The sequence below is a fragment of the Maledivibacter halophilus genome, from assembly GCF_900167445.1.
Lineage (GTDB): Bacteria > Bacillota > Clostridia > Peptostreptococcales > Caminicellaceae > Maledivibacter > Maledivibacter halophilus.
In genome coordinates, this window is the sequence record NZ_FUZT01000008.1 from 199,125 (window position 1) to 222,908 (window position 23,784).

Genomic DNA, 23,784 nt, shown 5'->3' on the forward strand with positions numbered 1-23,784 from the left:
TATATAACCTCATCTTATATCTGATTTGCCTACTATAAATACTTATGCAGATTTTGTAAAATTCCTTTGACTATTCTTGTCGATATTTTGATAGTTTTGTTGAATAGAAAAAGAACTACTGTGAAGTAGCTCCTTATTGTTTGTTAAATTCTGTTTTAATGTAATATTATGCTCAAATAATTATATCGTTTAATTCTTTATTACATGTGACTTTTTTTATAATATCTAAAAGTTCATCTCCTATACTTTTTACCGCTTTATTAAATGTGTTTTCATTTTGTAACTTTAGCAAACTATCCGTATGAAAATTCAAATCATATGTGACATAGTTGTATCCGTAACCTAAAGAATTAACAAATCCTAATTTTTCAATAAGATTTACCATTTCTTTATCATTCTCCTCAAAAGGAAAAAATTTATCTTCTGTTGCAATAGTAAATGATACATATATACGTTCATGATCTCCATCACAACCTATTAATAAATATATTTTTTTATTATTATAATCACCGACTTCATATTCAAAATGAATATCTCCATTTTTCTTTTTGCGTTGTTTAACAATATTTTCTATATCGCTTTTTTCATCCTTGAAAAAAACATCATCAAAATATTTTAGTCCTAATCTTTCTATTTGTTCATTATACCTATGATGTAATTTTGTCCAGAATTTATATTCTAACTCTGCTCTACAATAAGGAATTACTTTTGATATTTGTTGTGCTATCTCAAGATTATTATCTTTAAGTAATAAATTTTTTATCTCCATCTTTAATCCTCCATCAAGTTGATTTGTAATTTTCTCTATCAACTTTAAATATTGAGCTAGAGTTTCTCTTACAGCTGGCAATACAGGTGTTTTTTCTGCTCCAATGCATTTATTAATCCAATTTAATATATCGGTTTCAAATGATATACATTTGTAATTAATATCTGTATTTCCTGTACTATAATTACTTGCTTCATATCCATATAATGTCAAATAATATATATCATAATCTTTTCCACTTCTTAATCCATACTCATTATATCTTTTTAATTGATTTTTTTGATCTCCTGCGTCTATCTTAATTTCTATAATAATTAAATGCTCTTGATTTTCTATTGCCAAATCAACTCTACCTAAACTATTTATATTTCTTTCTCTATCTACTTTTACATTATTTAGATCAAAATTTTCAATTGATAAAACATTATTGACAAAAATTTTTAGGTACGTACTTCCTTGAGAATGACTACCATCAGGATTTAATAACTCATATAACAATGCAGAATGAGTTTTAACTTCTAATCTCTCCATATTCAAAATAGAAAATATATTAAATAATCCTCCAGTTTCTTTCTCAATCTTACTATTCTTTTCTATAATTAATTTCACCTGCTTCAATATTGACTCTACTTTTAGAATTTCTTTCATAACACTCATCTACTTTCCAGATAATCGTAATAAGCCTTTGTTTTGGTAATGATATATTATATGGATAATTGTAGATTACTATTATTCTTCATTTAGCATCTTTAGCTCATCCTTAATTGATAATCGTTGAGAATACAATTTTGTGTAAGCACTCCCGATTGCACCATAGAATAGTTTCAATTCTGGATTACTCTCTCCAAACTTTAAAATATGGTCTTTTGATATACCTGGATATGGATCTATATAGTATATTTGTTTTATGCCAAGTTGATATGCTTTCTTTGAACATAATTCACATGGACTAGCAGTTGTAAATAAAACTCCTCCTTCTATTCCAATTCCTCCATACTTCACAATTTGCAAAAAAGCATTTTCTTCAGCATGTAATGCTCGAGTATGAACTTGATTCTTTTTATCATGAATATCTTTGAAACAATATGGGTACAGTCTACCTTTCAGTCGAGAATAATCTATTTTAGACTTAAGATTGTTCATTTTATCAGAAAACTCATTGTTTTCTATTTCAAATTTACTATGCGAAGCATAGTCTCTATTGATACATAATGAATTAACATCTCTTAAATTACATGATACCTGACCAGAAGGTACATCATTCCATCCTATAGCCTTAATACTAAAGTTTTTATCTGTAATAACAGCACCGACCTGTCGTGATAAACAACCCGAATTCAATTTAGCATTATATGCAATCTGCATACAGCGTTCAATATGTGACGGAGTTACTAGACCTGGATGCTTCATTAACATTACATACATTATCAATTGTGTAGTTAAATAATAATTTTTCTTTATAGATGTTTTGGGATTATAGATATGAATATCTGATATTTCCAAGCATGCAGCTAAATTTTGCTGATTAAACTTTTTTTCATCTGTTAGTTTGTTAGGGTATTCCATTGCATCTAAACTTAATATTTGATTTTTGCTCATTTCTGCTAAGCGGCGTCTTCGCTCCTCATCTTCCGTATCAATTGCTATTAGATAAAAAGCAGAGTATCTATCTTGAAAATATGTTGCCTCGTAAGGATTTCTAAGTGCATCAATACATATTAATGTTGATTCTTTCTTTAACCGCTGCGATTCACGAACAGCCTTGATAAAATCATTTGCACGCTGTGCTAAATCAAACATGTTTTTACCACTAAAAGAATTGTCGAAGGGGTTTCCACTAGCTCTAACATTGTTCCCAAACTGTTGAAAGAAATATGTGTATGCTTCAGCTATACATTCTCGGTTAACACCTTGGATATTAATTTGTTGTGTTATCGTATATTTTTTCAACACCTTTTTAAACTTAATTGTTACTTTACTTATCTGTGATAATAGTTTAAGTTCAGCAATCTTAATCTCAGCCGAATCTCTTTTTAAACGCCCATTCTTACCTATACAGTTTTTTAAATCCTGTGATATTTTATTAATAGATGGAGATAAAGTCTCAAGTTCTGATAATAGGTCATCTTTTCTATGAATTATAATATTATTTTGTTCATCTATAAATTCTTTGATAAATCCATAACCTTTTTCAAAAACAAATGATGCTAGAACTATTGACATCTCAATAACTCTAAATGGTGTCCAATTACACTTTGCATAATTATATATAAGTCTATATTTGCGTTGTTCATTATCCTTAAAGTCACATTCTTTTGGTGTTTGTAGTGCAAGTTTGTTAAAATGGTTTTGTGACAAAATCTTTGTAGCGGTTGTACAACCTGAGCCAGTTCTTCCAGTAAGACCGATAATTATAAAATCACCACGTTCTCCAAAAATTGTATTTACCGCATCACTAGAATATGACATAGTCTTACTCCTCCTTTTTTACTTTCTAAAGTGCATTATTAGCAAATAAAACTCATTTCAACTTCCACTAATAGACATAATTAGTTTATATAATTTCAATCAAAACCCTCTATTACACTCCATCCAATTCATCTTCAACTATATTACTTATGCAAATTTTGTAAAATTCCTTTGACTATTCCTGTCGACATTTATCTAGTTTTGTTGAATCGAGTAGCTAGAAAACAGAATAATTAATCCTGTTTTCTTTGCTCTCACAGAACCGGACTTACGTTTGCCGTATCCGGCTCCTGAAATTTCTCACCGAATTAATAATAATTCGACAACAGACCAACTTCATATTTATATATATCAATGAGACCTAGGTCCTCAAAGTATTTATTGGGAAGTATCTGATGCATAATGTGAGCATTTGAATTCTTCCACTTTGTTACAGCCATTTTCAGTCCATTTCCTTTAATTCCTAGTCTTCTCATTTCTTTATGCATTGCCTTGTAGGTCTTCCATTGTTTCATTTTCACCATTCTTAATCTTCTGCGTAGCCATTTCATAAAGTCTCTTGTGAAACCCTTAATATTCGCTACGCGGTAATAGTTCATCCATCCTCGTAGAACTGGATTTAATTCTTTAATGATATTTTCAAACTTTCTTCCTGAATTTCTTCTTGTAATGTTAATGGTAAAATAAATTCATCAAAAAAGGGAAAGAAAATCCCCCAGTAAAATATTAAAAAAATCTCCTAAAGTCAAGAATCAAATAAAAAGATTTTTGATAAGGAGATGAAAAGAAAGGTGCTGAGGGAAGCAATGTATACAACAATAAAGACCCTTTTTGATAAAGGATATAACAAGACTCAAATTGCTAAGATGCTTGAAATTGATAGAGGAACGGTTAGAAATATATTAAAGAGAATAGAAAATGGTGAAGAAATAAAGAGAAAAAGTGTAGAATCTATCTTAGATCCATATAAAGAAATAGTACATATAAAAGCGAAACAAGAATTAAGTGCAATGAGAATATTTCAAGATATATCAGAAGAACATGGCTATACAGGCTCCTATGATACTGTGAAAAGATATGTTAAAAGATATAAACAATCAAATGCAAAAGTATATATGGTGAACAGTTCCCTACCGGGAGAAGAAGTACAAGTTGATTTTGGATATATAGGCAAAATACCTAACCCTATGGGGGTCCTTAAGAAGGCATGGGTGTTTTGTATGATCCTTAGTTATTCTAGACTTATGTACTGTGAAATAGTTTTTAATCAAGAAGTAAAAACTTTCATAAAGTGTCATGAAAATGCCTTTAAATATTTTGGTGGAGTACCTAAGACTGTAAAGATAGACAACCTTAAGGCAGCTATACTTGAAGCTAATTTTTATGATCCAGTATATCAAAGGGAATATGAGGCATTTAGTAAGTATTATGGCTTTTTACCAATACCATGTAGAGTAAGAACGCCTACTGATAAAGCCAAGATAGAATCAGGAGTTAAATATGTAAAGAATAATTTTTTCAAGGGGCGAAGTCTTAAAAGCTTTGAGGAGTATGAAAAAGCTTTATTAGGCTGGCTTGAAAATATATGTAATAGTAGAGTTCATGGAACAACAAAACAGATTCCGAAGGAAGTTTTTCAAGATGAAGAAAAAGAAACCCTCCAATCAATAAAACCTATAGAATATGATTTTGGTATATGGACTACAAGAAAGGTAAATGTTAACTGTCATATAAGTTATGATAGCAACTTTTATTCAGTTCCCTATAAGCATATAGGAGAAAATGTGGCATTAAAGGTATCAGATAAGCTAATTAAAATATATAGCCACTATGAACTTATTGCCACTCACTTAAAAATAGAGGGGAAAGGACAGTTTTCTACCAACAATGCCCATTACCCCGAATACAAAGTAAAAACCAAAACACAGCTTCAATATGAGTATAGACAAAAAATGTTAGAAATAGGTCCAAATGCATTAGAATTTTTTCAAAAAGTTTTAGAGAAAAATCAAAATAATTGGGGTAAACCTATTTATGGAATACTTAAACTTAAAGATAAATTTGGTAGTGAGGTCATTGAAAAGGCTTGTAAAAGAGCTTTAGCTTTCGGCTCTATAAAATATCAGACCATCAAAAACATATGTGAAAAAGGACTTTATGAGCAGCCAGTAGATACAGGTGTAAGTTTAATTTCAAATACAGAAACCGATATCCATAGACCTCTTTCTGAATATGAATCTCTATTCAAATTGAAGGAGGTGAAATAACTTGAATAGTCTGGTTAAAGACTTAAAAACATTAAAACTTTCTGGAATAGCAAAAACCTTTGAAATTAGAAATGAACAAGCTATAAAAGAAAAACTATCTTACATTGAATTTTTTGAGCTTTTAATAGAGGATGAAATATCTAATAGGAGAGATAATAGCTATAAAAAAAGGACAGCAAAAGCTAAGTTTCCATCAATTAAGACTTTAGAAGAATATGATTTTAACTTTCAGCCTAAACTTAATAGGCAAGAAATATACAATCTTGCTACTGGTGAGTATATTAGAAAAAAGGAAAATATAGTATTTGTAGGTCCGCCAGGAACGGGTAAGAGCCACTTATCTATAAGTCTTGGTATTAAAGCATTGCAGCAAGGTTACAAGGTTTTATTTACTTCAGTATCAGAAATGATGGAAACACTCTTTCAGGCTAAAGCTGACAATTCCTATCATAGAAAGCTTAAATATTACCTTGCTCCAGATTTGCTAATATTAGATGAACTTGGATTTAGACAGCTCAGTGATAGTATTGTGGATCTCTTTTATGAAATTATCTCTAAGAGATATGAGGCTGGATCAGTTATTATTACTTCAAATAAATCATTTGATGACTGGGGGAGCATCTTCCACGATAGGATTCTTGCAACAGCAATTCTTGATAGGATAGTTCATCACTGCCATCTAATTTTAATAAAGGGAGATAGTTTTAGAATGAAAGAGCAAAAACAAATGATTAAGAAAGACTAAATTTTTTTATTCTTAAGTGATGGATTTTCCTTCCCTTTTTTGCGGGTTTTTCCTTGACACTAACATTGTAATTCTTCTCACTTTATCTTTGAATCGTTTTATCCTTTTGGGATCAACTCCAAGAGTTTTGATGCGAATTACAAAGCCTAGAAATCTAACCCCTTCATACACACTTGTAAGCTTAGTTTTATTTTCATTAACCTTCAGTTTCAGTTCTTCTTCTAAGACTTTTGTTGCATAAGACCTATAGTTACCTGCCGTATTCTTATCTTTTGCAAAGATAAGAATATCATCAGCATAACGTACTATCCTTATGCCTTTACTCATCATCTTTTGGTCGAACTGATTAAGATAAATATTACTAAGTACTGGTGAGATGACACCGCCCTGCGGGCTACCAACTTCTGTAGCATTGAAGCTCCCATCTAGCATTACACCTGATTTTAGGAATCTTCTAATGAGCTCTAATACCTTCCCATCACTTATTCTTTCTGATACTGCTTTCATCATAATTTCATGGTCTAGCGTATCAAAACATTTACTTAAGTCCATATCCACTACATGCTTTAGGTTATATCTGTTCATAAAGCGTTCTGTTTTTGCAACAGCCTGTTGTTGTGAATGATTGGGTCTGTATCCATAGCTTGATGGATGAAAAGTCTTATCAAAGATTGGCTCTATAATATTAACAATGGCTTGTTGCACTACTCTGTCCTTTACCGTAGGAATTCCCAGTAATCTTATACCACCTTCAGGCTTTTCGATTTCTGTTCTCCTTACAGGACTAGGCACATACGTGCTAGTTTTCAGTCTGTCATGAAGAAACTCAATATTGAATTCTAACTTTTCTGCGAAATCAGAAACAGTTTCTCCATCTATTCCAGGAGCTCCATTGTTTCTCTTTACACGCTTAAAAGCTAGCTTTAAATTTTCTTTTCGATATATTTTATCGATAAGGCTGTACCATTTCTTCATGCTTTTCCTCCTCTGTTGCTGTATCTTTCAGTATTCTTTACTCAGGCTATATGTTCTTCACTAGGGTTACTTGACGTCTCTAGCTCTATGGCAATCTTATCTTCGTTTCCCTACTTATTTCATATCTGTGTCGTCGAGATAGCCCGCAAATTCTTTTATGCCAGCTATTCGTACCTTCCAGCATTACAGCCTTCTTTTAACACCTTCACCCTTATTCAAAATTCTTTCGGATACACTTTGAAATCTCTTCCGCCCTTCGCACCTACCATAGGCTTTTGACCTAAGGTAGTCATATCAACTTGATGATATGTCACCTATATTTTATCCTCCAGTCTATTACTAGCTTTCATTGGTATAGGCTTATTCACTACTACGGCTTCGTCTGCATACTGCACTCTCATTTCACCTCTTGCTTTCGCTTGTAGGTGAAACCTACAGCTTCGAATACAGCACTTCCAAGGTTAAGTCACTCCGCCTGTTATTAAAACGACCATCCTAACACATGTAGCTAAGCTAATTTTAGGACATTCCCACTTTATGGAAGGTTATCCGCCACATATGCCAACATTGGTTTACTTGCGTTCCGTTCCAATAACCGCCATCAGCTTCCTTCAGACCCTTTCGTCGCCGAAAACGCCCTTGCCTACAGCTTGTCTTCCCATTAGCTAGGTGACAGGTTTTCTTTCAAACCATCGACTCGGCAACATGCCTCGCAAACATAAAAAAGAACTACTTTTGAAGTAGTTCTCTAATCTTCCTAAAATAGTTTTTTATGCTTTAACATTTCTAAAATTCCACATCTTATCTTATCCACATTCAATCACTAGTTCATAATCACCTAACTTTATATATAAATTATGACCATATGGCTTATAAGTTGGTAGTTTATATGATACTTTAAATGACAATTAAATTCTAAATTGATTTTACTAACTCTTCTGGATATAGTATCTTCCTTCCAGATTTAAATTCCATAGGGTCTATAAATCTAAATTGGCTGTGAATTATGTCTCCAGTCATTGTTCTTCCTTCTAATTCTGAAACATTTCCATTTAATTTCACTTCATAAATCTGCACAAGATAAGGGTTAGACCAGCTAGTAAAAAGTCTTGACTTTTACTAGCTGGTCTAGTACCTCTTCCATTCCAGCTAAATAGATTTAATTCTTTTGTCCAGCCTTCTGATGATTCTGATAGGAGAATTTTTCAAGCTGATCTGACCACTTAAATGAATTCTTTTTTCTTATTATACGCTAGAATACAAATTTTTAAATACATAGCTATAATCTTAAAATATTTTTTAAAATCTACAATTTAGTATTAATTACTTCATCTATTTTTCTTCTTAACATATCTCTATCCCAAAGTACTACCCCATTAGATTCAGCTAAATCTAATGCAGAATTAGTAAAATAACTATTTGTTATAACAATCCCTTTTTCACAATTATAGTAGCTTAGTCCTGCAACAACTTCTTGTACAGATTTATTAGTAACTCTACCTGAATAGCATTTTGTTTGGATACCGACTTTAACACCATTTTTTTCTGCTATCACATCTATTCCTTGGTCTCCTGACCCTTTTGTTACTTCTGTTTCATATCCCATTTTGCTAAATAATAAACTTATAAACCTCTCAAACTCGTGTCCATCCATTAAATCAATATCATTAATTGTATATTGAGTAGCTTGTATTGATTGTTGTTTAGTAAGCTTTTTCTCAAATAATTCTAATTCTATTTTCTCAGACTTCTCAAAAACTTTATTAATAACAAGAGCATTACATTTCAAAAAATTATTTCTATAATCTGATGGAAATAAGTTTTTGCTAATTAAATAATAAGTTAACATACCTACTGGAGCTATGTTTTTAGTAGGTATATCATTACATCTACAATACATATCAATGTATTCATCTAAATTCATTATTTGATTGCTGTTTTCTAGGTATATTCCATACTCTTTATCCCATAATTGCGAGAAATAATTAATAGCTGCTTTTCTTATTAAAAGCCAAATAATACAGGAGTAATTTTCTTCTGGTATATTAAGATACTTTCCTGATACTTTGACAAACTTTTCATAACTTGTATCAATAAAAGAATTAATTTTATCGAAGAATTCTCTATCTTCTCTAAGTTTATCTATAATATTATCTCTTTCTTCAACACTACTATCTAGCAATTGCATTGCTATAAAGCTATTATATGAAATTAAATGTTCAAAAGCTATATACTCTTCCCTATCTAACAATATACTAGGAACTATAATGTCTAAATAATTTTCAATCATATCAAACAATTCAGAATGAATTTTAGGAATTGAATCTTTAATCATTTTAATTGTTTCATTAACCTCATTCATTATTTGTTCATTTATGTATTCGTAATACTTAAGTAGTCTATCTTTATCATTTATATTTACAATAAACGATGTGCCATTTATATACAAACTATATAGTTTTTCATGATTATTTTTAATATCCATCTCTGTAGCAAATACATTTAAAGTTCCTTCTTTTAAATTTGAAATAATATGATTTGCATCTGCTGTATTTATTGCTATATATCTTCCCATAAAATAAGCATTACAATGATACAATTTTTCTTCCTCTGACTCCCAAAATTGTATATTATTTATATACAAAAACCTCTGTTCTAGATAGGCTTTAAATTCAGTTAGTTCAGTAATATTAATAGTTAAATTCATTTCTTTTATAAGTTTAAAAAGTATTCTAATAAAAAAATCTTGTTCCATTTTGTATATATTATAATGCAAAAATACGGATAAGATTAACCTATCCATCTCAATGACCATTCTAGTGTTTTGCAATGATTTTATCTGATTTTGAAGAAAGGATTTAAGTTCAATATACAATCTATCATCTACAATATTTTCATTTAAGATTACCTTTTTGACTTCAGCATTTGGATTTGACATCTTATATATATATTCTTCTAATTGTTTTATACTAAGTCTTTCATTGGTAATTTTTAGTTTAAAAAGATACAAACTTAAATATCTAAGTCTTAGTTCATTAAAAACCTCATCATTGTCCGTCTCTGCAACGTATGATTTAATAATATCATTAATATTCCTTTTACCTGAAAACACAGGAGTATAAAAATCTTTCAAATTATTAAATCTATTTGCAATTTTTGAATTATTCTTAGTTTCTGTATTCGATTTAGCTTTATTAATTATTATATTACTATCAATTGATATGTTGTTCTCTCTATTTATAGAAATTACATCTGAATCGCCGTCTGCTTTTCTTTCAACTTGCCCTGTAATCCTTTCTTCACATGAATCATTATTCTTGTTTTCAATATTTTTATCTTTTTTTCTTAAATCCTTTAAAAAGTTTTTAAACATTAAAATCCTCCTCATAACTTAAATAAACACATGTTTTAATCTTATTTATTAATAGATTAATCAATTGGTTATTAACAAATATATAATTAATTCTACCTTATTCAAAAAATATTTTCAAAATTTTCCTTATTCAAAATTCGACAATTTAGACATAATAAAAAGCACCTAAACTATTATTTAGATGCAAATTATAGAATTATTTTACACTATTACTCTTCTTGGCTTGTTCGAGGTCTATATGAAAATTATAATTATGATTTTTAAACATCTCTACTAGTTTATCTCCATTTATAAGAGTTATATTGTGTTGTCTAGCATATTCTATTGAAGATGCTCCAAAGCTTGAAGTAGTTACTAAAATTCCTCTAATAGCATTGTGTTGATCCATCGACCCTTTCAAGGCTCTTACCGGCTCAGGTTGAACAGTATTTGTATATCTCTTTGCTTGTAATAGTATTACTCCTCCGGTATAGGGATTATTATTAAATGCAACTACATCAATGCCACCATCATTAGAGTGTTGAGTATTTCTTATTTCAATATCTTGTTCTCTAAACTCTAGTTCAAATAAATCTTTTATTAATGTCTCAAAATCTCTCCAATCCATAGCTGCCAAATTAGTATCAATACTTAGATTAGATAGAATTTCATCTGTTTCTATTAATTTAAACTTTCCTTTGTCTATAAACCTTATAGGCTCTACAGGGCTAATGTTATTGATATCTGGTACTCCCTTTCCTGAAAAATATTTAAAGGTATCTTTAGGCTCAATATTGTCTAAGTTAATATTTCTAAATTCCTCAGTTTGAAATTTCGAAGTCATTATACAAGCTTGAAATTCCTTCCCAGTTCTTGAATCAACTCCACTATATATCCCATTTAAGACTATATAAGATATTATTTTTTCAGTATCAACTTGAACAATATCGTTAACTATTGCAATATATAGACTATAATAGGCTTCTTTTATAAGATTCTCTCTTTCAGCTTTTTTAAATTCTATTTCTTTAATGCTTTTATGGGTCTTTATAAACTTATACTTTCTAAACTTAGGAAATTGATTTTCTTTAGGAAATTTAAAATTGACAATTAAAGTAGAGTCTTCACTATTATAATCAATTTCAAAGGTTATTTCTTTATATAAATTATTATAGCTCATCCTATTCGGAAGGAATTTTGAAAAATATGCTATTATACTATCTTTGTCAGACCTTTTATATCCATTTACCAAGTTATTCAATTCTTCGTTATAAATTTCAACTTTTAATTTTATTTTCAAAATAATTATTAAGGATTTTATCATTTTTCTTTTATATGTATCTTTGATCGTAGCATTAGTTTTTGTGATTTGTTGATTCTTGATTATTGTATCATCATAATTTTTCATATCAGTTTCATACTTCAATTTTGAATCTTTTATAAAAAAATATAAGAATGGATAAAATAGTTTGTGATACCATTTTAGTTGAAACATATATGTAGGATTATTCTTTGAAGGTTTTTCTGGTATTGCTAGTAATTCCTTTTCTTTATATATATTAGGTATTTTTACTTTACTTAAATCAACAACTCGTAAATACTTTGTATAATCAAATTTCTTTATATTATTTGACAACAAATGATATTTAGAAGAAGACTCAATAAATAATTCAATATTATTATTTGTAGATACTACTTCCCACTCTTTATATAATAATTCTATTGCTTCATCAAATTTATCTGAATATATTTGATGGTCTCTATTTCTTACTTTAATCGTTTTTTCTAGACCAACATGATGAATTGTTGATTCATAAGCTTTAACATTACCATTTTTATAATACTCTACATTATTATCTAAAACCTTTATATTTTCATCAATATCTTTCAAAACAAATACCCCTCCAGTAATAATTTTCTATCCTCTTATATATAATAATACCTTTGATTCCTGTATTTGACAATATTAGTCTAGCTGCTATTTAAGACATTATAAAAAGCACCTACCAAAGCAGATGCTGTTTATAATATCTAAATATAATTATCCTTTCCTATTTAACTTACTATTCCAATATTCTACAAAAGCTTTATAACTACTAATTGATGTTAAAAAATTCATATGCTGGTTAACTTCTAATTTATAAGACAAAGGGACGTTTCGCGAGTCTTTTTTGACTGCTTTCTCTATTATTGTTTTTCCAATCCCTAGTATTCTACTTAATTGTCTTATGCTTGCCTCTGTTTCATTATATATTTTTTCAATTATTTTGTTTCTTTCTTTTATAGGCATTTTATTAATATTATTAATCTCATATTCTTTTTGAATTATTTTCCTTAATGTATTATCATTATATCTTTTTATTGGCTTATATTCTAAACACTCATCATTATTATTAGCATTCATATAATTAACAAAATCTTTAAAGGTTTTAAAATAATCTTTTATTAAAGCTGTACTAATAAAAGATTTCTGTCCACTATAATCATTGTAATATTCTTTATAACTACTCCATTTGTAATCCTCTACTTTATTTACAATTCCTGCTTTGACAGGGTTTTGATGAATATACCTTAACACTATAAGTAAATAGCCTTCTTTTTCTACAGGCTCACTCATATATCTATTTTGAAATAAATGCCCTGTTCTTTCATATTTTCTATTATGCCACCCAACATATCCTCCTGTAATACGCCTCATACTTATTCCAATTTCTTCATCTTTTTTTATTAACATATGTATATGATTATCCATAAGACAATAACCATATATTTTAAACTTTCCTTTTTTCTTAGCTTTCAATACACATTCTATAAACTTTGTTCTATCTTCCTCATCTAAAAATATATCTCTTTTGTCTATTCCTCTTATCATAACATGATATATTCCTGTATTGCTTCTTTGTCTTGCTTGCCTTGGCATATTATATCACCCTATTTTTATATAGCACAATGTTACAACCAAGACAAATGAAACGTCCCTCTGTATTTGTGTGGCCTTAAGTAGCAATTCAAGACCTTTAGCTGACAGATATTCTGGTGTTGCAGGAATCATCACGCTGTCACAGGTTGCAAGGACGTTTAGTGTCATTAGACCAAGGGAAGGCATGGCATCTAATAGTACAAAGTCATAATCCGCTTTGATTTCATCTATAATAGTTTTAAGGATATATTCTCTACTCATTGCTGATACTAATTTAATCTCAATATCCGATAGCAGTATACTGGCAGGCAGTACATCAACATCTTCTTTTGTAATAATGTACTCCTCTTTTTCTGGTAAATCTTCATCCATAATAATTTTCTTCATTAGATGATAGAGTGTTATTTCTAACTTATCTGGACTCTCTATTCCGAAACAATCCGTTAAGTTTGCCTGATTATCACAATCTACTACCAATATCTTATACCCCATATTCTTTAATACTGTTGCTAGATTCCTACATGTGGTACTCTTTGTTGTTCCACATTTTTGACTTGCTATTGCTACTACTTTGCACATTTTTAAAACTCCTTTCATTCTAAAAATTTCATTATTTTCTTTTTCTTTAAACGCAAAAAGACAGGATTTGATCGGTACAATCAAATCCTGTCTTCTATTTATAACATGTCTACTTTTATTAGGTACGCACTGCAATGCAAATTTCAAGCTCTCCAATAGGCACTTTATTCTTAAAATCTCGCCCATTTTTCACAAACTTAAAATCCTTCAAATTCCTTGTAAATACAGCTATTTCATAGATTCTTTCCTTTGTATTCCTACAACGACCTCTACATGTGTCTTGGTACAATGATGATATTAATATACATAAATATTAGAATAGACCCCCTATAAAATTTATAGGGTCTGAAGTAGGTCTCATTAAACTTCTATTTCTTTTTGACAACAGGTATCCATATTTCACTTCTAAAAGTTGGTGAAGTTGTATCATGATTTTCGTTCCACAAAATTTCTGGTCCTTCTGTTTGTTCATAGTTTGACGTCGGAAACCATTCCGAGTAAATGCGTCCCCAGACATTCTGAAGTGTATCAGGAAACGATCCCACTGATTCAAATATAGCCCATGTTGAAGCAGAAACTTTAAGTTGTATTAAGTTATCTCGACAATCGCTAGTTGTTGCCACTCCTATATAATGATCCAGTCCTCCTTTTTCCTCCATTCGCCCTTCCGAAAAGTTTGTAGATGCTTGAATCAATCCTAAGGGCTCCACATTAGAAAGCTCCTTAAGTTTACTTATCCTTTCATCACCCAAACTTTTCCACATTTTAGTAATCTCTGGATTCACTCCATTGAAAATAATAGGCACCCTTTTCCTAATACCGACTATGCTAAATGCTTCTTTTTCTTCGATTCGATAGTTCATTTCATTACCTCCCTTTATTGATAATTGAAAAGTCATTGGTGGGTATGCTTTTAGTAACTCTCCATTAGTTCTGGCTATTGTTGGTGTGACACCATGCATACTTTGAAATGCTCTTGTAAAAGAATCAGGAGAACTATATCCATATTTAATGGCGACATCAATTACCCTTATGTTGCTATTAATAATCTCAAAAGCTGCAAGGGTCAATCGTCTTCGGCGAATATATTCGGACAAAGTAACACCAGCAAGGAAAGAAAACATCCTTTGGAAATGGTACTGGGAACATAAAGCTACCTTAGCAACTTCTTTTAGGTCAATATTATACGTAAGATTTTTTTCAATATAGCTTAGTGCTTCATTCATTCTTTTAAGCGAATCCATCTGCATGACCTCCTCTCATCAATAGAATAGCATAAGTTAAATCTATCTGCCCTACATCTCTCGCACAGTAATGTAGGGTTAAAGTGGTCTTTCAGTTTTAAATGAAATTATACTATCAATTATTCTTTTCAAGGTTTAATTGCCATGAGACACCAAATTGATCATCGAACCAGCCAAACTTTTCACTAAAAGGATACTCTGCCAAAGGCATGTGAACATGCCCATTTTTAGATAGCTTCTCAAAGTATTGATTTGTTTCTTCTTTGTTACTATTTATTAAGTTCAAAAGCTGTAAGTGTAAGTCGTCTACGTCGAATGTGCTCCGATAGCGTAACACTAGGAGGTCTAATTATTGTAAATATCACAATATATACAGCTATATATCATTTATCATAAATATCTTTGTCTTTTTATTTCATAAAGCATTATCGATGCAGCGCAAGAAACATTTAGAGAGGATGCAACTCCATCTATTGGAATCTCAGTCATTACGTCACATATATCTTTATAATTCCTATTAAGCCCAACTGTTTCATTTCCCAAAAGTAATATTGTAGGTTTTGAAAAATCACATTGATTAATTGCTTTGTCTCCACTAGCACTGGTTCCAACAACTTGTAAATCTAGATAATGTTCTTTTAAGTCTTGAATCCAATTGTATACTTCTTTATATGAGGATAGCCTTAAAGTTGGAAGACTAAAAATTGTACCCACAGATGAGATTATTGTTTTTGGATCAAATAAATCGACAGCGTGACCGGTCATTATTAATCCATTACAATTAAGTGAATCACAAGAACGAATTAGTGTTCCTAAATTTCCTCTGTTAGATGGTCTATCAATAACAACAATTAATGGATTTTTATCTAACTTTATTCTTGAAAAACTGTCTTCTTTCATTTTTACAATTGCAAGTAATTCTGAGGTGTCTTCTTTTCCACTTAATTTGTCCATTAGATTTTGTGATAACTCATACAATGTGTCTGTATTCACGTTATCTAGGATTTCTCGTGCCCAATCTGATAATCTTTTTTCTCTTGAATATAGAAAAGAACTTATATCCCAACCATTCCTGATTGCCTCTTTTATATTCCGTACACCTTCTACAAAAAATTTTCTATGCTTGTACCTTTTATTACGATTTCTTTTAATCACTTCAAAATGTTGAAAATTATTGTCTTCTTTTATTACCCTTATTACTTTTTTTTTAACCATTAATTATCAACTCCCTATAAAACCATTTCAATAAAGTGGTTCAAAAAACGCAATCTGACGTTTACCCAATTTAAAGTATTGAGTACGTTCAAATGACTTATGTTTTAGTTTTGACTTTTTATCAGCTATTATAACCAACACAGATCGTTTTTTATCAAGTGCATTATAACTATTCTCAAATAGATTTTGTATTGGGTCCTTCCTACCGCCTCGCCAATCAACAATAATTCCATAGGGAATATCTGTAATAATAATGTTAACTCCTTTAATAGGAAAGTCACTCAAATCTGCAATATCTCTTTGCATGCACACAATCTTTATGGCTTCTTTTTTTATTAATGTTTCTAAATAATCGACACTTTTTAGGGCCTGCATATGAGATTCTTTTCCGAAAGCTTTTATATATCCTTTAATTTCTTCTTTTCTTCTATCCAGTCCTTTCTTTGAAAGCAAGGAGAGGTTTTTTTTAGCTATTTCTAATACCTTATCATCATAGTCCGTTGCTATAAGTTCAGAAATCAGATCATGATATAAAAAACCAATAGTTGTAAGCAAAAAACCTCCCCCACAACATGGATCATATATTTTAAATGGTCCATGAGCTCCTTTTTTTTCAAGAATATCAAAGGAGCGCTGAATAACCTCACTTGCTAATCGAACAGGAAAAGCTGTTGTATTTGCTGCATAATATAGAACACGACCACTTGAAAAATCACTATAATCTCTTTTATTTGTTTCAAATTTATACTTCATTCAGTAAAGTCACCACTTTTGCTCTAATATAATCATAGCTGGGCTTTGCTTCTTGTTTCGCATAAAAACGTAGACCATCTACTGCTTTGAATAACATATGACAATGTAGCCTTTCTTCAAAATTCATTATGTCTTTTCCAGATTCTAACCATAAATTACGTACCTTTTGAGGAAATTCTAAGTGAGGTGCCCAAAAATGTAGCCCTGCAAGGTCAAACATAAAATCCCCATACATTGCAAGTTCCCAATCAACGATTCCAGTAACTTCTTTTTCATTAGAAAGCATATTTCCTAAATGAAAATCTCCATGAACAAGGTGGGGGGTACTTGGAGAATGTTTGGCCAGTTCCATCATAGCTAAATACCCTTCCTCAAATAAAGATTTTTCTAAAAAACTTGTTTCATAAAGCCTTGTCCAATCTTTATAAAACCCCTCCTGTTCTTCTGTGAAAAATGATGCCAATGCTTCCTCCCATGATTTATAAGAAGCAAAACCATAAGGAGATATCCAACCGTATCCTTGAGATGAATCTACTTTAATATAACTCATATTTGTAAAATGTTTAGCTACATCATTCAAAATGATTTTTTGCTCCGAGCCTGAACAAGAGCTTATAGGTTTACCTTTAGCCTTTTTACTTATACAGAAAAAAATTTCATCAATTTTTCCTAGCTTTACCACTGCTGGAATAGGTATTTGTCCTCCATATATTCTATACATATAGTTAGCTTTAATAAAACTTTCATTATTATTCCTAAAATGCACGATATAAGGCTGATCTTTCACAATAAAACTAAACACTTTACTTAATTCTCCCATTTCAATATGTGAAACATTTCTGACAGCCTCGTCAAATATTCTATTTAAAACTTCTTTAGCTTGATTAGTATTCATATATAATTTAAATGATTTCATTAGCATCAACTCCTAAATATGTTATACGTCATTATCTTCTTAAATATGCTAATCCCTTTGATCTAAATAAACATCCTCATCATACTCTGACAAGTGAAAGGTCATTCGTGAATAGAATTTTAACCTGTGACCATAATTTCTTGCTTCCGTCGGTGTAACCCCATGGTAATCTTGAAAAGCTCTTGTAAAAGAGTCTGGTGAACGGTATCCACATTTAAAAGCAATATCATAGATCCTCATATCGCAATTACTAAGTTCAAATGCTGCAAGCGTTAGCCGTCTGCGACGAATATATTCCGTAAGTGTGATTCCTGTAATAATGGAAAACATTCTTTTAAAATAGCCTGCTGAGCAAGAAACTAGCCTCTCAACTTCTTTGAAATCAATACTATACATAAGATTTTCTTCAATATAGTCTAAAGAACCATTTAACTTTTCTAATATATCCATGTTATATGACCTCCTTTTAATCAATAAGATAGCATAAATTAAAAGAATCCTTCCGACACTTCTTGCACAATTTTGCAGGATTATTTTCTTAAAATTGAAAAAATATTTTCATATAAAGTTTCTAGTTCTGTTTCTGTCTTTTATTTGTTGTACCTATTATTTAAAATTTGATGTGAAATGAAATATGTAGATTGCCAAGTAAAATTAACCTCTTTCTTGATTAATTTTCATTATTTCTTTTCTTGAAATGCAAAAAACAGGATTTGATCGGCATAATCAAATCCTGTCTTCTATTTATAACATGTCTACTTTTATTAGGTACGCACTGCACTGCAAATTTCAAGCTCTCCAATAGGCACTTTATTCTTAAAATCTCACCCATTTTTCACAAACTTAAAATCCTTCAAAGCCCTTGTAAATACAGCTATTTCATAGATTCTTTCCTTTGTATTCCTACAACGACCTCCACGTGAGGAGTATGTGGTAATATTTTTTAAAAATATAGTAATTTATAATATGATTCAAAAGCATAATATAAATCACTGGAAATAATTAATTTACATACTATAATTAATCAACTTCCAGTTATATAAATAATAAGTATCTACCATATTCAAAACAAACTCGTCATCTCTTTTTTAAATTCAATTCATTACATATTATATTTTATATAGATTTTTCAAAAGTACTTTGTTTTTTCTATCTTTTTAGAAAACAAAAAAGTAAACCTTAGGTCTACTGTACGTTGACTAACATAATAATTTTACCATACTTATCCGATGAATTCATCATACTAACTCCAAAATATTACAAATTATGTTTGAATTCTCGTTATTGTCCTATCATATTCAACATCCTCCAAATGTACATAAGCAGGATTATTGATAAGGTTACAAAGCCTTATAATCTCCTGCTCATTTAGAATACTTACATCTATATTTACACTATTAAACTTTTCCTTTAAAACATTACATCTTTTATATAAATCACCTTCATTATTTTCTGAATCCCAAACCATTAAATAGAATTGTCTTTCCACCACTTCCCCTGACAAGGCATATTCACTCATAGAAAGAATTTCATTTCTTAATAAATTTTTTCTAATCCTATCATTAGTACTAGCAATTAAGCTCATAAAATTATTAGTTACATTTGATATGTCCACTGGTCTTGATACTGCTATAAATTTGAAAGGCTCACGTTCACTAGACAGCTCTGCTGTTAGACTTTTTGATAGCTGTTCCTTTTCTCTTTGACTTAGAAGCTCTATGCTAATGGGGTTTATCTTTATATACATAATGATTTGTCCATCTAAGGTATAGAGATATTTGTCTCTAATATCTTTAACATTAATGAATTCATTAGCTGTTATTTGGGATCTGCTAAGCTGCCGAGCTTTCTTTTTCTTATTACTTCTTTTCATAATCAATGCTACTATTCCTATAATTATACATACTATTATTATCACAATTAATATAATAGGCTTCATTCTACAACCTCCCTATTTGGGTCCAATGTGCCAGTCTTCATATACATTTCCTTGAATGTCCACATAATCATCTACATTTATTGATAGCATTCCATCTGGTGTCCATAAATCTATGATTTGTCCATATACTCTATATTCTGAATCAGGAAACCATAATGGTGTAAAATGAACTCTGCTGTTATAGGTAGAATATTTGTTATTCTTTAGCTCAAATATAGCTGAATAATTTCCTGAGGTCTTTTCCATTAATCTTAAGTATTCTTCGTAGTTAAATTCTGGATAGTAGGTTAATACGTTTTGAACCCCTGTTACATGGCTATTAGGTGTATCTAAGCTCATATTTGCTGATACCTCAATATTGATTCCATATCCCGATTTCATTTTCTTACCTACTGCTGTAGGCGCCTTTGTATCAGGTGTAGCTGTCATTTCTCCTGTTAATGATATGCTATAGCTTTCATACTCATATTCCCAGTCACCCTTATCAACCCATTTTCCTCCTCCTTGTCCATTGGATACAAATACCCAGTTTGGTTCCCAATAGCAATCCCACTCTCCCCAGTTAGCAGAGCTTTTCTGTGCTTTGTTTGGCAGCTGAGGTACTATATATCCACTAGGCTTCATATCATTAGCTGTAGGATTTGGTGGTACCTTTTCCTCTAGGTCTACTACCTTTGCTGTAATAGTCTTACTTCTTGTTTTTCCATCTATTTTTGCTGAGCTATTGCCTGTTACATCTACTGTGATTTCTACATCTTTAGGAGTGGAAGGTGTACGCCATTTTATAAATACCAGCTGACTACCACCACCTGGTATTGTTACGGATTTTGTTGTTGTCTGTCCATTTGCATTAAACTTTATATAGGCTTTATCATGGGGTGTTATTCTTCCACTGCTAGCATATATCCTTACTGAGGTTATAACATCTGTATTAACCCTATACTCTGTATCATAGGTAATATCGTTTTCTATTGTGTTGTTACCATTGGCTTTAAGCATTCTCATACCCCAGCCGCCACCATTTATTATCCTATCTTCATTCCACTTAACACCATCTGGCAAGGCTGATACAACGGGATAACCAAACCAGCTTTCCTCTAATATTATTGAGTTAGGAAGGTCTGAATGAGTCATTGCTGCAATATATTGTCCATCTTTACCATACTTGAAATCAAAATACCCTAGCTTTTGAGCTAGAGCATATTCTGTGGCTGTAAATGCTAGTTTGGTTTGTCTATCCTTTAGGTAGGCTATTGTCACGGGTTCATAAATAATTACCCAAGGTACTTTGTTTTGATATTTACCATCTACCTTTATAGGTAATATTTCATTAGGTTGATATTTTTTTGTTACTCCTTCTATAGTGAATTTTATATTTGAAACTAATTCTTCTCTTGATATGCCTTTTTGCTCTGCAAAATTATTAATTAAAGTGTTTAGAGTAGCTGTATCTCCAAAGTAGGATTTAACTGAATTAATATTACCACCATTGGTAATTGGTATCGGTGGTGGATTGTCTGTTATATATTCAGTAATAACACTTGGCGTTAATGTAGCACCATTTAGATAATCTACTTTGCTATTAACCGTCCCAATGACATTACTAGGTAATGTAAAATGAGAAGGTTTAATATATATAGGACTGTTACCGATCATCATAAAATTACTATCTAAAGAACTATACTTATCAGCATTGTCACTTAAACCAACAAACACTGATACCTTATACATGTATTCACTTCCTCTATAATATCCCTTATCAGATACAGAACCAGTAGTATCTCCTGAACCTGTATCTGCATTATCCTCTGCAAATACCGTTATTTGGATTAATGCAATTACAATAATTAATACAAAGATTATAGGTTTCTTAAACATATTTTAAATCACACTCCCTATATTTGCATAAAAAAAAGATAGCTTCAATTAAGAAACTACCTTAAGTTATAATTATTAGCTGTTTTTAAAATTTATCACCTTGTCCAGCAGGTACTCCATCTTCATAATAGTCTGATCCCTGCATTTCGCCTCTTTTTCCATTATTAGGCATTGTATCTATAGGTTGTTTAAATGGATTTTCTGAATCTGGTACTAAGCTCCCACCATCATTATCATTAGTAGCTGCTGGCTTTGACTCTCCTTTTGTTTCTTCTTCCACTGGTTCAGTTGCTTGATTATTAGATTGAACTGGCTTATTTTCTTTATTCTCTGCTTGAACAGATTCTTCTTTTTCAGGCTGTTTTTTAGTATTTTCAGCAGCTTGCTTTTGTACAGCTTCTTCTTTGTCCTGTGATGAAGTCACTTTATCCTCTTTAGCATCATTGTCAACATTCTTTACTTCTTTCTTTATACTTGGAGCCTCTTTTGGATCTTCCGCAGCTTTTACTTCTATAGGCTTATCCTTATTTATTTTCTTCTCTTTCGGCTCTTCTATATCCACTTTAACATCCTTTTGCTCATCCTGTGTTTTATCTATAACATCAGTAGCTTTATTACTGCCATTAAGATTATTTACTATCATTGCTCCTACACCTATACATGCCACTATCAATACAGCTATTATTATATTTGTTTTAAGTTTTTGATTTCTCATTTCCCTACCTCCTTGATTTTGACAAGTGAGTGTTTTATGCTCTTGTTAAAAAGTAAACATATTTTCTCTGTATTGTCAAGTTTTTGTATAAAATCTCATTAGAATTTTGGTGTATATCCTGCCTTTACACCTATGTTAATTTTCATTGGTGGCAGCATATCCCATCCAAAGTCTAATGGTACTTCTAGTAGTATTTTGCCTGTAGCTGAAAACCTCCTTTCTCCATCTGGATTATTAGGTGCTAAGGGACTATTTATTATTTCTAAATCTAAATTTGATAGTTTAAATTCAATATCATCACCTGATATTTTCATATGGTATACTCCATTATTCTTTAGTCCTAAAGTACTGTCTAGGTGATAATAGACGCTTCCTATGTCAATGCAGCTTTTCCATTTGTCATTTGGAGATAATTCATATCCACCGCTATAGCCTTCACGAATTCCACTATATAGGTCATCATAATTTTGTGTAGCTACCGATATGATTGAGGTTTGTAATGCATCCCTTACCCCCTTTGCTATCATTTGAAGCCTCAAATATTCTGATATAACTGTAAATAATAGAATTAATACTAAGACTATGATACAGGCATAAATTGCGCCATTTCCTTTTTTATTTTTCAATATCATTTTTAGCTTTGTCACTTCCAGTATACCTCCGATCTACCTTTAGCCTTGGAGGTCAGCTCTATGGGAAATGAGCCAAAGCTGAAAAAGCCTATATCTACTGTTTGCTTTAGTGTTACGTTTATTTCTCCATTAAGCTGTATTTTATTTCCTGAGACATAGCTTGTAGACCAAGAAATAGTAGGAGCTAGTCCTGTATTATCTTTCATGTCCTTTATTTTATTTTTTACATCACTTCCTATTCGTCCTGATATTTCAGCTTCTCTCATTATTTCATCGGCGAAGGTATTTAACTGATTTTTAGCTGTAAATACAGGAAGTACTTGTACTGCTAAGGCTATAACTAGTATTGCTGCAAGTATAACTATAACCACATCTATATATCCTTCACCGCTTTTAGATTTTAATAGCTTTATCAA

23 protein-coding genes are annotated in these 23,784 nt (G+C 30.8%); 2 read left to right on the top strand and 21 right to left on the bottom strand.

Translation table 11 applies throughout. The annotated features are described in order from the left end of the window. Window positions 1-172: 172 nt before the first annotated feature. The 3 genes from B5X81_RS16295 to B5X81_RS16305 all read right to left on the bottom strand — a co-directional run bounded on the left by B5X81_RS16295 (window position 173) and on the right by B5X81_RS16305 (window position 3,927). Window positions 173-1,417, bottom strand: coding sequence for a PDDEXK-like family protein (locus B5X81_RS16295; protein ID WP_170917468.1), 1,245 nt, complete (start codon window positions 1,415-1,417; stop codon window positions 173-175). A gap of 81 nt (window positions 1,418-1,498) precedes the next feature. Beyond that, window positions 1,499-3,238, bottom strand: coding sequence for a hypothetical protein (locus B5X81_RS16300; protein WP_079493206.1), 1,740 nt, complete (start codon window positions 3,236-3,238; stop codon window positions 1,499-1,501). Between the two features lie 308 nt (window positions 3,239-3,546). After that, window positions 3,547-3,927, bottom strand: a complete 381-nt coding sequence (locus tag B5X81_RS16305) for a group II intron maturase-specific domain-containing protein (protein WP_079493208.1) — start codon at window positions 3,925-3,927, stop codon at window positions 3,547-3,549. Window positions 3,928-4,029: 102 nt separating this feature from the next. Between B5X81_RS16305 and istA the strand changes: the two genes are divergently transcribed. Together istA and istB are read left to right on the top strand one after the other, a co-directional pair. After that, a complete protein-coding gene (gene istA, locus B5X81_RS16310) occupies window positions 4,030-5,505 on the top strand; it encodes an IS21 family transposase (protein ID WP_079493209.1) in 1,476 nt (491 codons plus the stop codon). Window position 5,506: 1 nt separating this feature from the next. Then, the gene (gene istB / locus B5X81_RS16315; RefSeq protein WP_079493211.1) at window positions 5,507-6,250 is read left to right on the top strand and encodes an IS21-like element helper ATPase IstB; all 744 of its coding nucleotides are present in this window, start codon (window positions 5,507-5,509) and stop codon (window positions 6,248-6,250) included. Between the two features lie 12 nt (window positions 6,251-6,262). Here istB and ltrA read toward each other — a convergent pair whose 3' ends face one another. The 18 genes from ltrA to B5X81_RS16395 all read right to left on the bottom strand — a co-directional run bounded on the left by ltrA (window position 6,263) and on the right by B5X81_RS16395 (window position 23,784). Then, a complete protein-coding gene (gene ltrA / locus B5X81_RS16320; RefSeq protein ID WP_244282128.1) occupies window positions 6,263-7,225 on the bottom strand; it encodes a group II intron reverse transcriptase/maturase in 963 nt (320 codons plus the stop codon). A gap of 915 nt (window positions 7,226-8,140) precedes the next feature. Further along, window positions 8,141-8,302 carry a hypothetical protein gene (locus tag B5X81_RS27875; RefSeq protein ID WP_208985075.1) on the bottom strand — a complete coding sequence of 54 codons (162 nt, stop codon included), beginning with the start codon at window positions 8,300-8,302 and terminating at the stop codon, window positions 8,141-8,143. 229 nt (window positions 8,303-8,531) lie between these two features. Beyond that, on the bottom strand, window positions 8,532-10,598 hold the full coding sequence (locus B5X81_RS16325; RefSeq protein ID WP_170917469.1) for a restriction endonuclease: 2,067 nt from the start codon (window positions 10,596-10,598) through the stop codon (window positions 8,532-8,534). Window positions 10,599-10,794: 196 nt separating this feature from the next. Further along, window positions 10,795-12,468 (bottom strand): restriction endonuclease, encoded by a 1,674-nt coding sequence (locus B5X81_RS16330; protein ID WP_079493214.1) that lies wholly within the window; start codon window positions 12,466-12,468, stop codon window positions 10,795-10,797. Window positions 12,469-12,618: 150 nt separating this feature from the next. Next, a complete protein-coding gene (locus B5X81_RS16335; protein ID WP_244282129.1) occupies window positions 12,619-13,497 on the bottom strand; it encodes an REP-associated tyrosine transposase in 879 nt (292 codons plus the stop codon). A 6-nt stretch (window positions 13,498-13,503) separates the two neighbouring features. Beyond that, window positions 13,504-14,223 carry a ParA family protein gene (locus B5X81_RS16340; RefSeq protein WP_208985076.1) on the bottom strand — a complete coding sequence of 240 codons (720 nt, stop codon included), beginning with the start codon at window positions 14,221-14,223 and terminating at the stop codon, window positions 13,504-13,506. Then, window positions 14,195-14,365 carry a hypothetical protein gene (locus B5X81_RS27880; protein WP_208985077.1) on the bottom strand — a complete coding sequence of 57 codons (171 nt, stop codon included), beginning with the start codon at window positions 14,363-14,365 and terminating at the stop codon, window positions 14,195-14,197. Before B5X81_RS27880 ends, B5X81_RS16340 begins: the two co-directional genes overlap by 29 nt. A gap of 79 nt (window positions 14,366-14,444) precedes the next feature. After that, window positions 14,445-15,320, bottom strand: a complete 876-nt coding sequence (locus B5X81_RS16345; RefSeq protein ID WP_079493217.1) for an AraC family transcriptional regulator — start codon at window positions 15,318-15,320, stop codon at window positions 14,445-14,447. Between the two features lie 115 nt (window positions 15,321-15,435). Then, the gene (locus tag B5X81_RS16350; RefSeq protein WP_244282130.1) at window positions 15,436-15,606 is read right to left on the bottom strand and encodes a VOC family protein; all 171 of its coding nucleotides are present in this window, start codon (window positions 15,604-15,606) and stop codon (window positions 15,436-15,438) included. A gap of 104 nt (window positions 15,607-15,710) precedes the next feature. Then, window positions 15,711-16,535: a TrmH family RNA methyltransferase gene (locus B5X81_RS16355; protein ID WP_079493220.1), complete on the bottom strand. Its 825-nt coding sequence runs from the start codon at window positions 16,533-16,535 to the stop codon at window positions 15,711-15,713. Between the two features lie 27 nt (window positions 16,536-16,562). Next, window positions 16,563-17,288, bottom strand: coding sequence for a hypothetical protein (locus tag B5X81_RS16360; protein ID WP_079493221.1), 726 nt, complete (start codon window positions 17,286-17,288; stop codon window positions 16,563-16,565). Further along, window positions 17,278-18,204 carry an aminoglycoside phosphotransferase family protein gene (locus tag B5X81_RS16365; RefSeq protein ID WP_170917471.1) on the bottom strand — a complete coding sequence of 309 codons (927 nt, stop codon included), beginning with the start codon at window positions 18,202-18,204 and terminating at the stop codon, window positions 17,278-17,280. Before B5X81_RS16365 ends, B5X81_RS16360 begins: the two co-directional genes overlap by 11 nt. Window positions 18,205-18,252: 48 nt before the next feature. Beyond that, window positions 18,253-18,678: a helix-turn-helix transcriptional regulator gene (locus B5X81_RS16370; RefSeq protein WP_330397405.1), complete on the bottom strand. Its 426-nt coding sequence runs from the start codon at window positions 18,676-18,678 to the stop codon at window positions 18,253-18,255. 790 nt (window positions 18,679-19,468) lie between these two features. Continuing rightward, window positions 19,469-20,143, bottom strand: a complete 675-nt coding sequence (locus B5X81_RS16375; protein WP_079493226.1) for a hypothetical protein — start codon at window positions 20,141-20,143, stop codon at window positions 19,469-19,471. 12 nt (window positions 20,144-20,155) lie between these two features. Beyond that, a complete protein-coding gene (locus tag B5X81_RS16380; protein WP_079493227.1) occupies window positions 20,156-22,021 on the bottom strand; it encodes a hypothetical protein in 1,866 nt (621 codons plus the stop codon). 85 nt (window positions 22,022-22,106) lie between these two features. Further along, a complete protein-coding gene (locus tag B5X81_RS16385; RefSeq protein ID WP_079493229.1) occupies window positions 22,107-22,736 on the bottom strand; it encodes a hypothetical protein in 630 nt (209 codons plus the stop codon). A gap of 98 nt (window positions 22,737-22,834) precedes the next feature. Continuing rightward, window positions 22,835-23,383, bottom strand: a complete 549-nt coding sequence (locus B5X81_RS16390) for a hypothetical protein (RefSeq protein ID WP_244282131.1) — start codon at window positions 23,381-23,383, stop codon at window positions 22,835-22,837. Then, on the bottom strand, window positions 23,380-23,784 hold the full coding sequence (locus tag B5X81_RS16395; protein WP_079493230.1) for a DUF4320 family protein: 405 nt from the start codon (window positions 23,782-23,784) through the stop codon (window positions 23,380-23,382). Before B5X81_RS16395 ends, B5X81_RS16390 begins: the two co-directional genes overlap by 4 nt.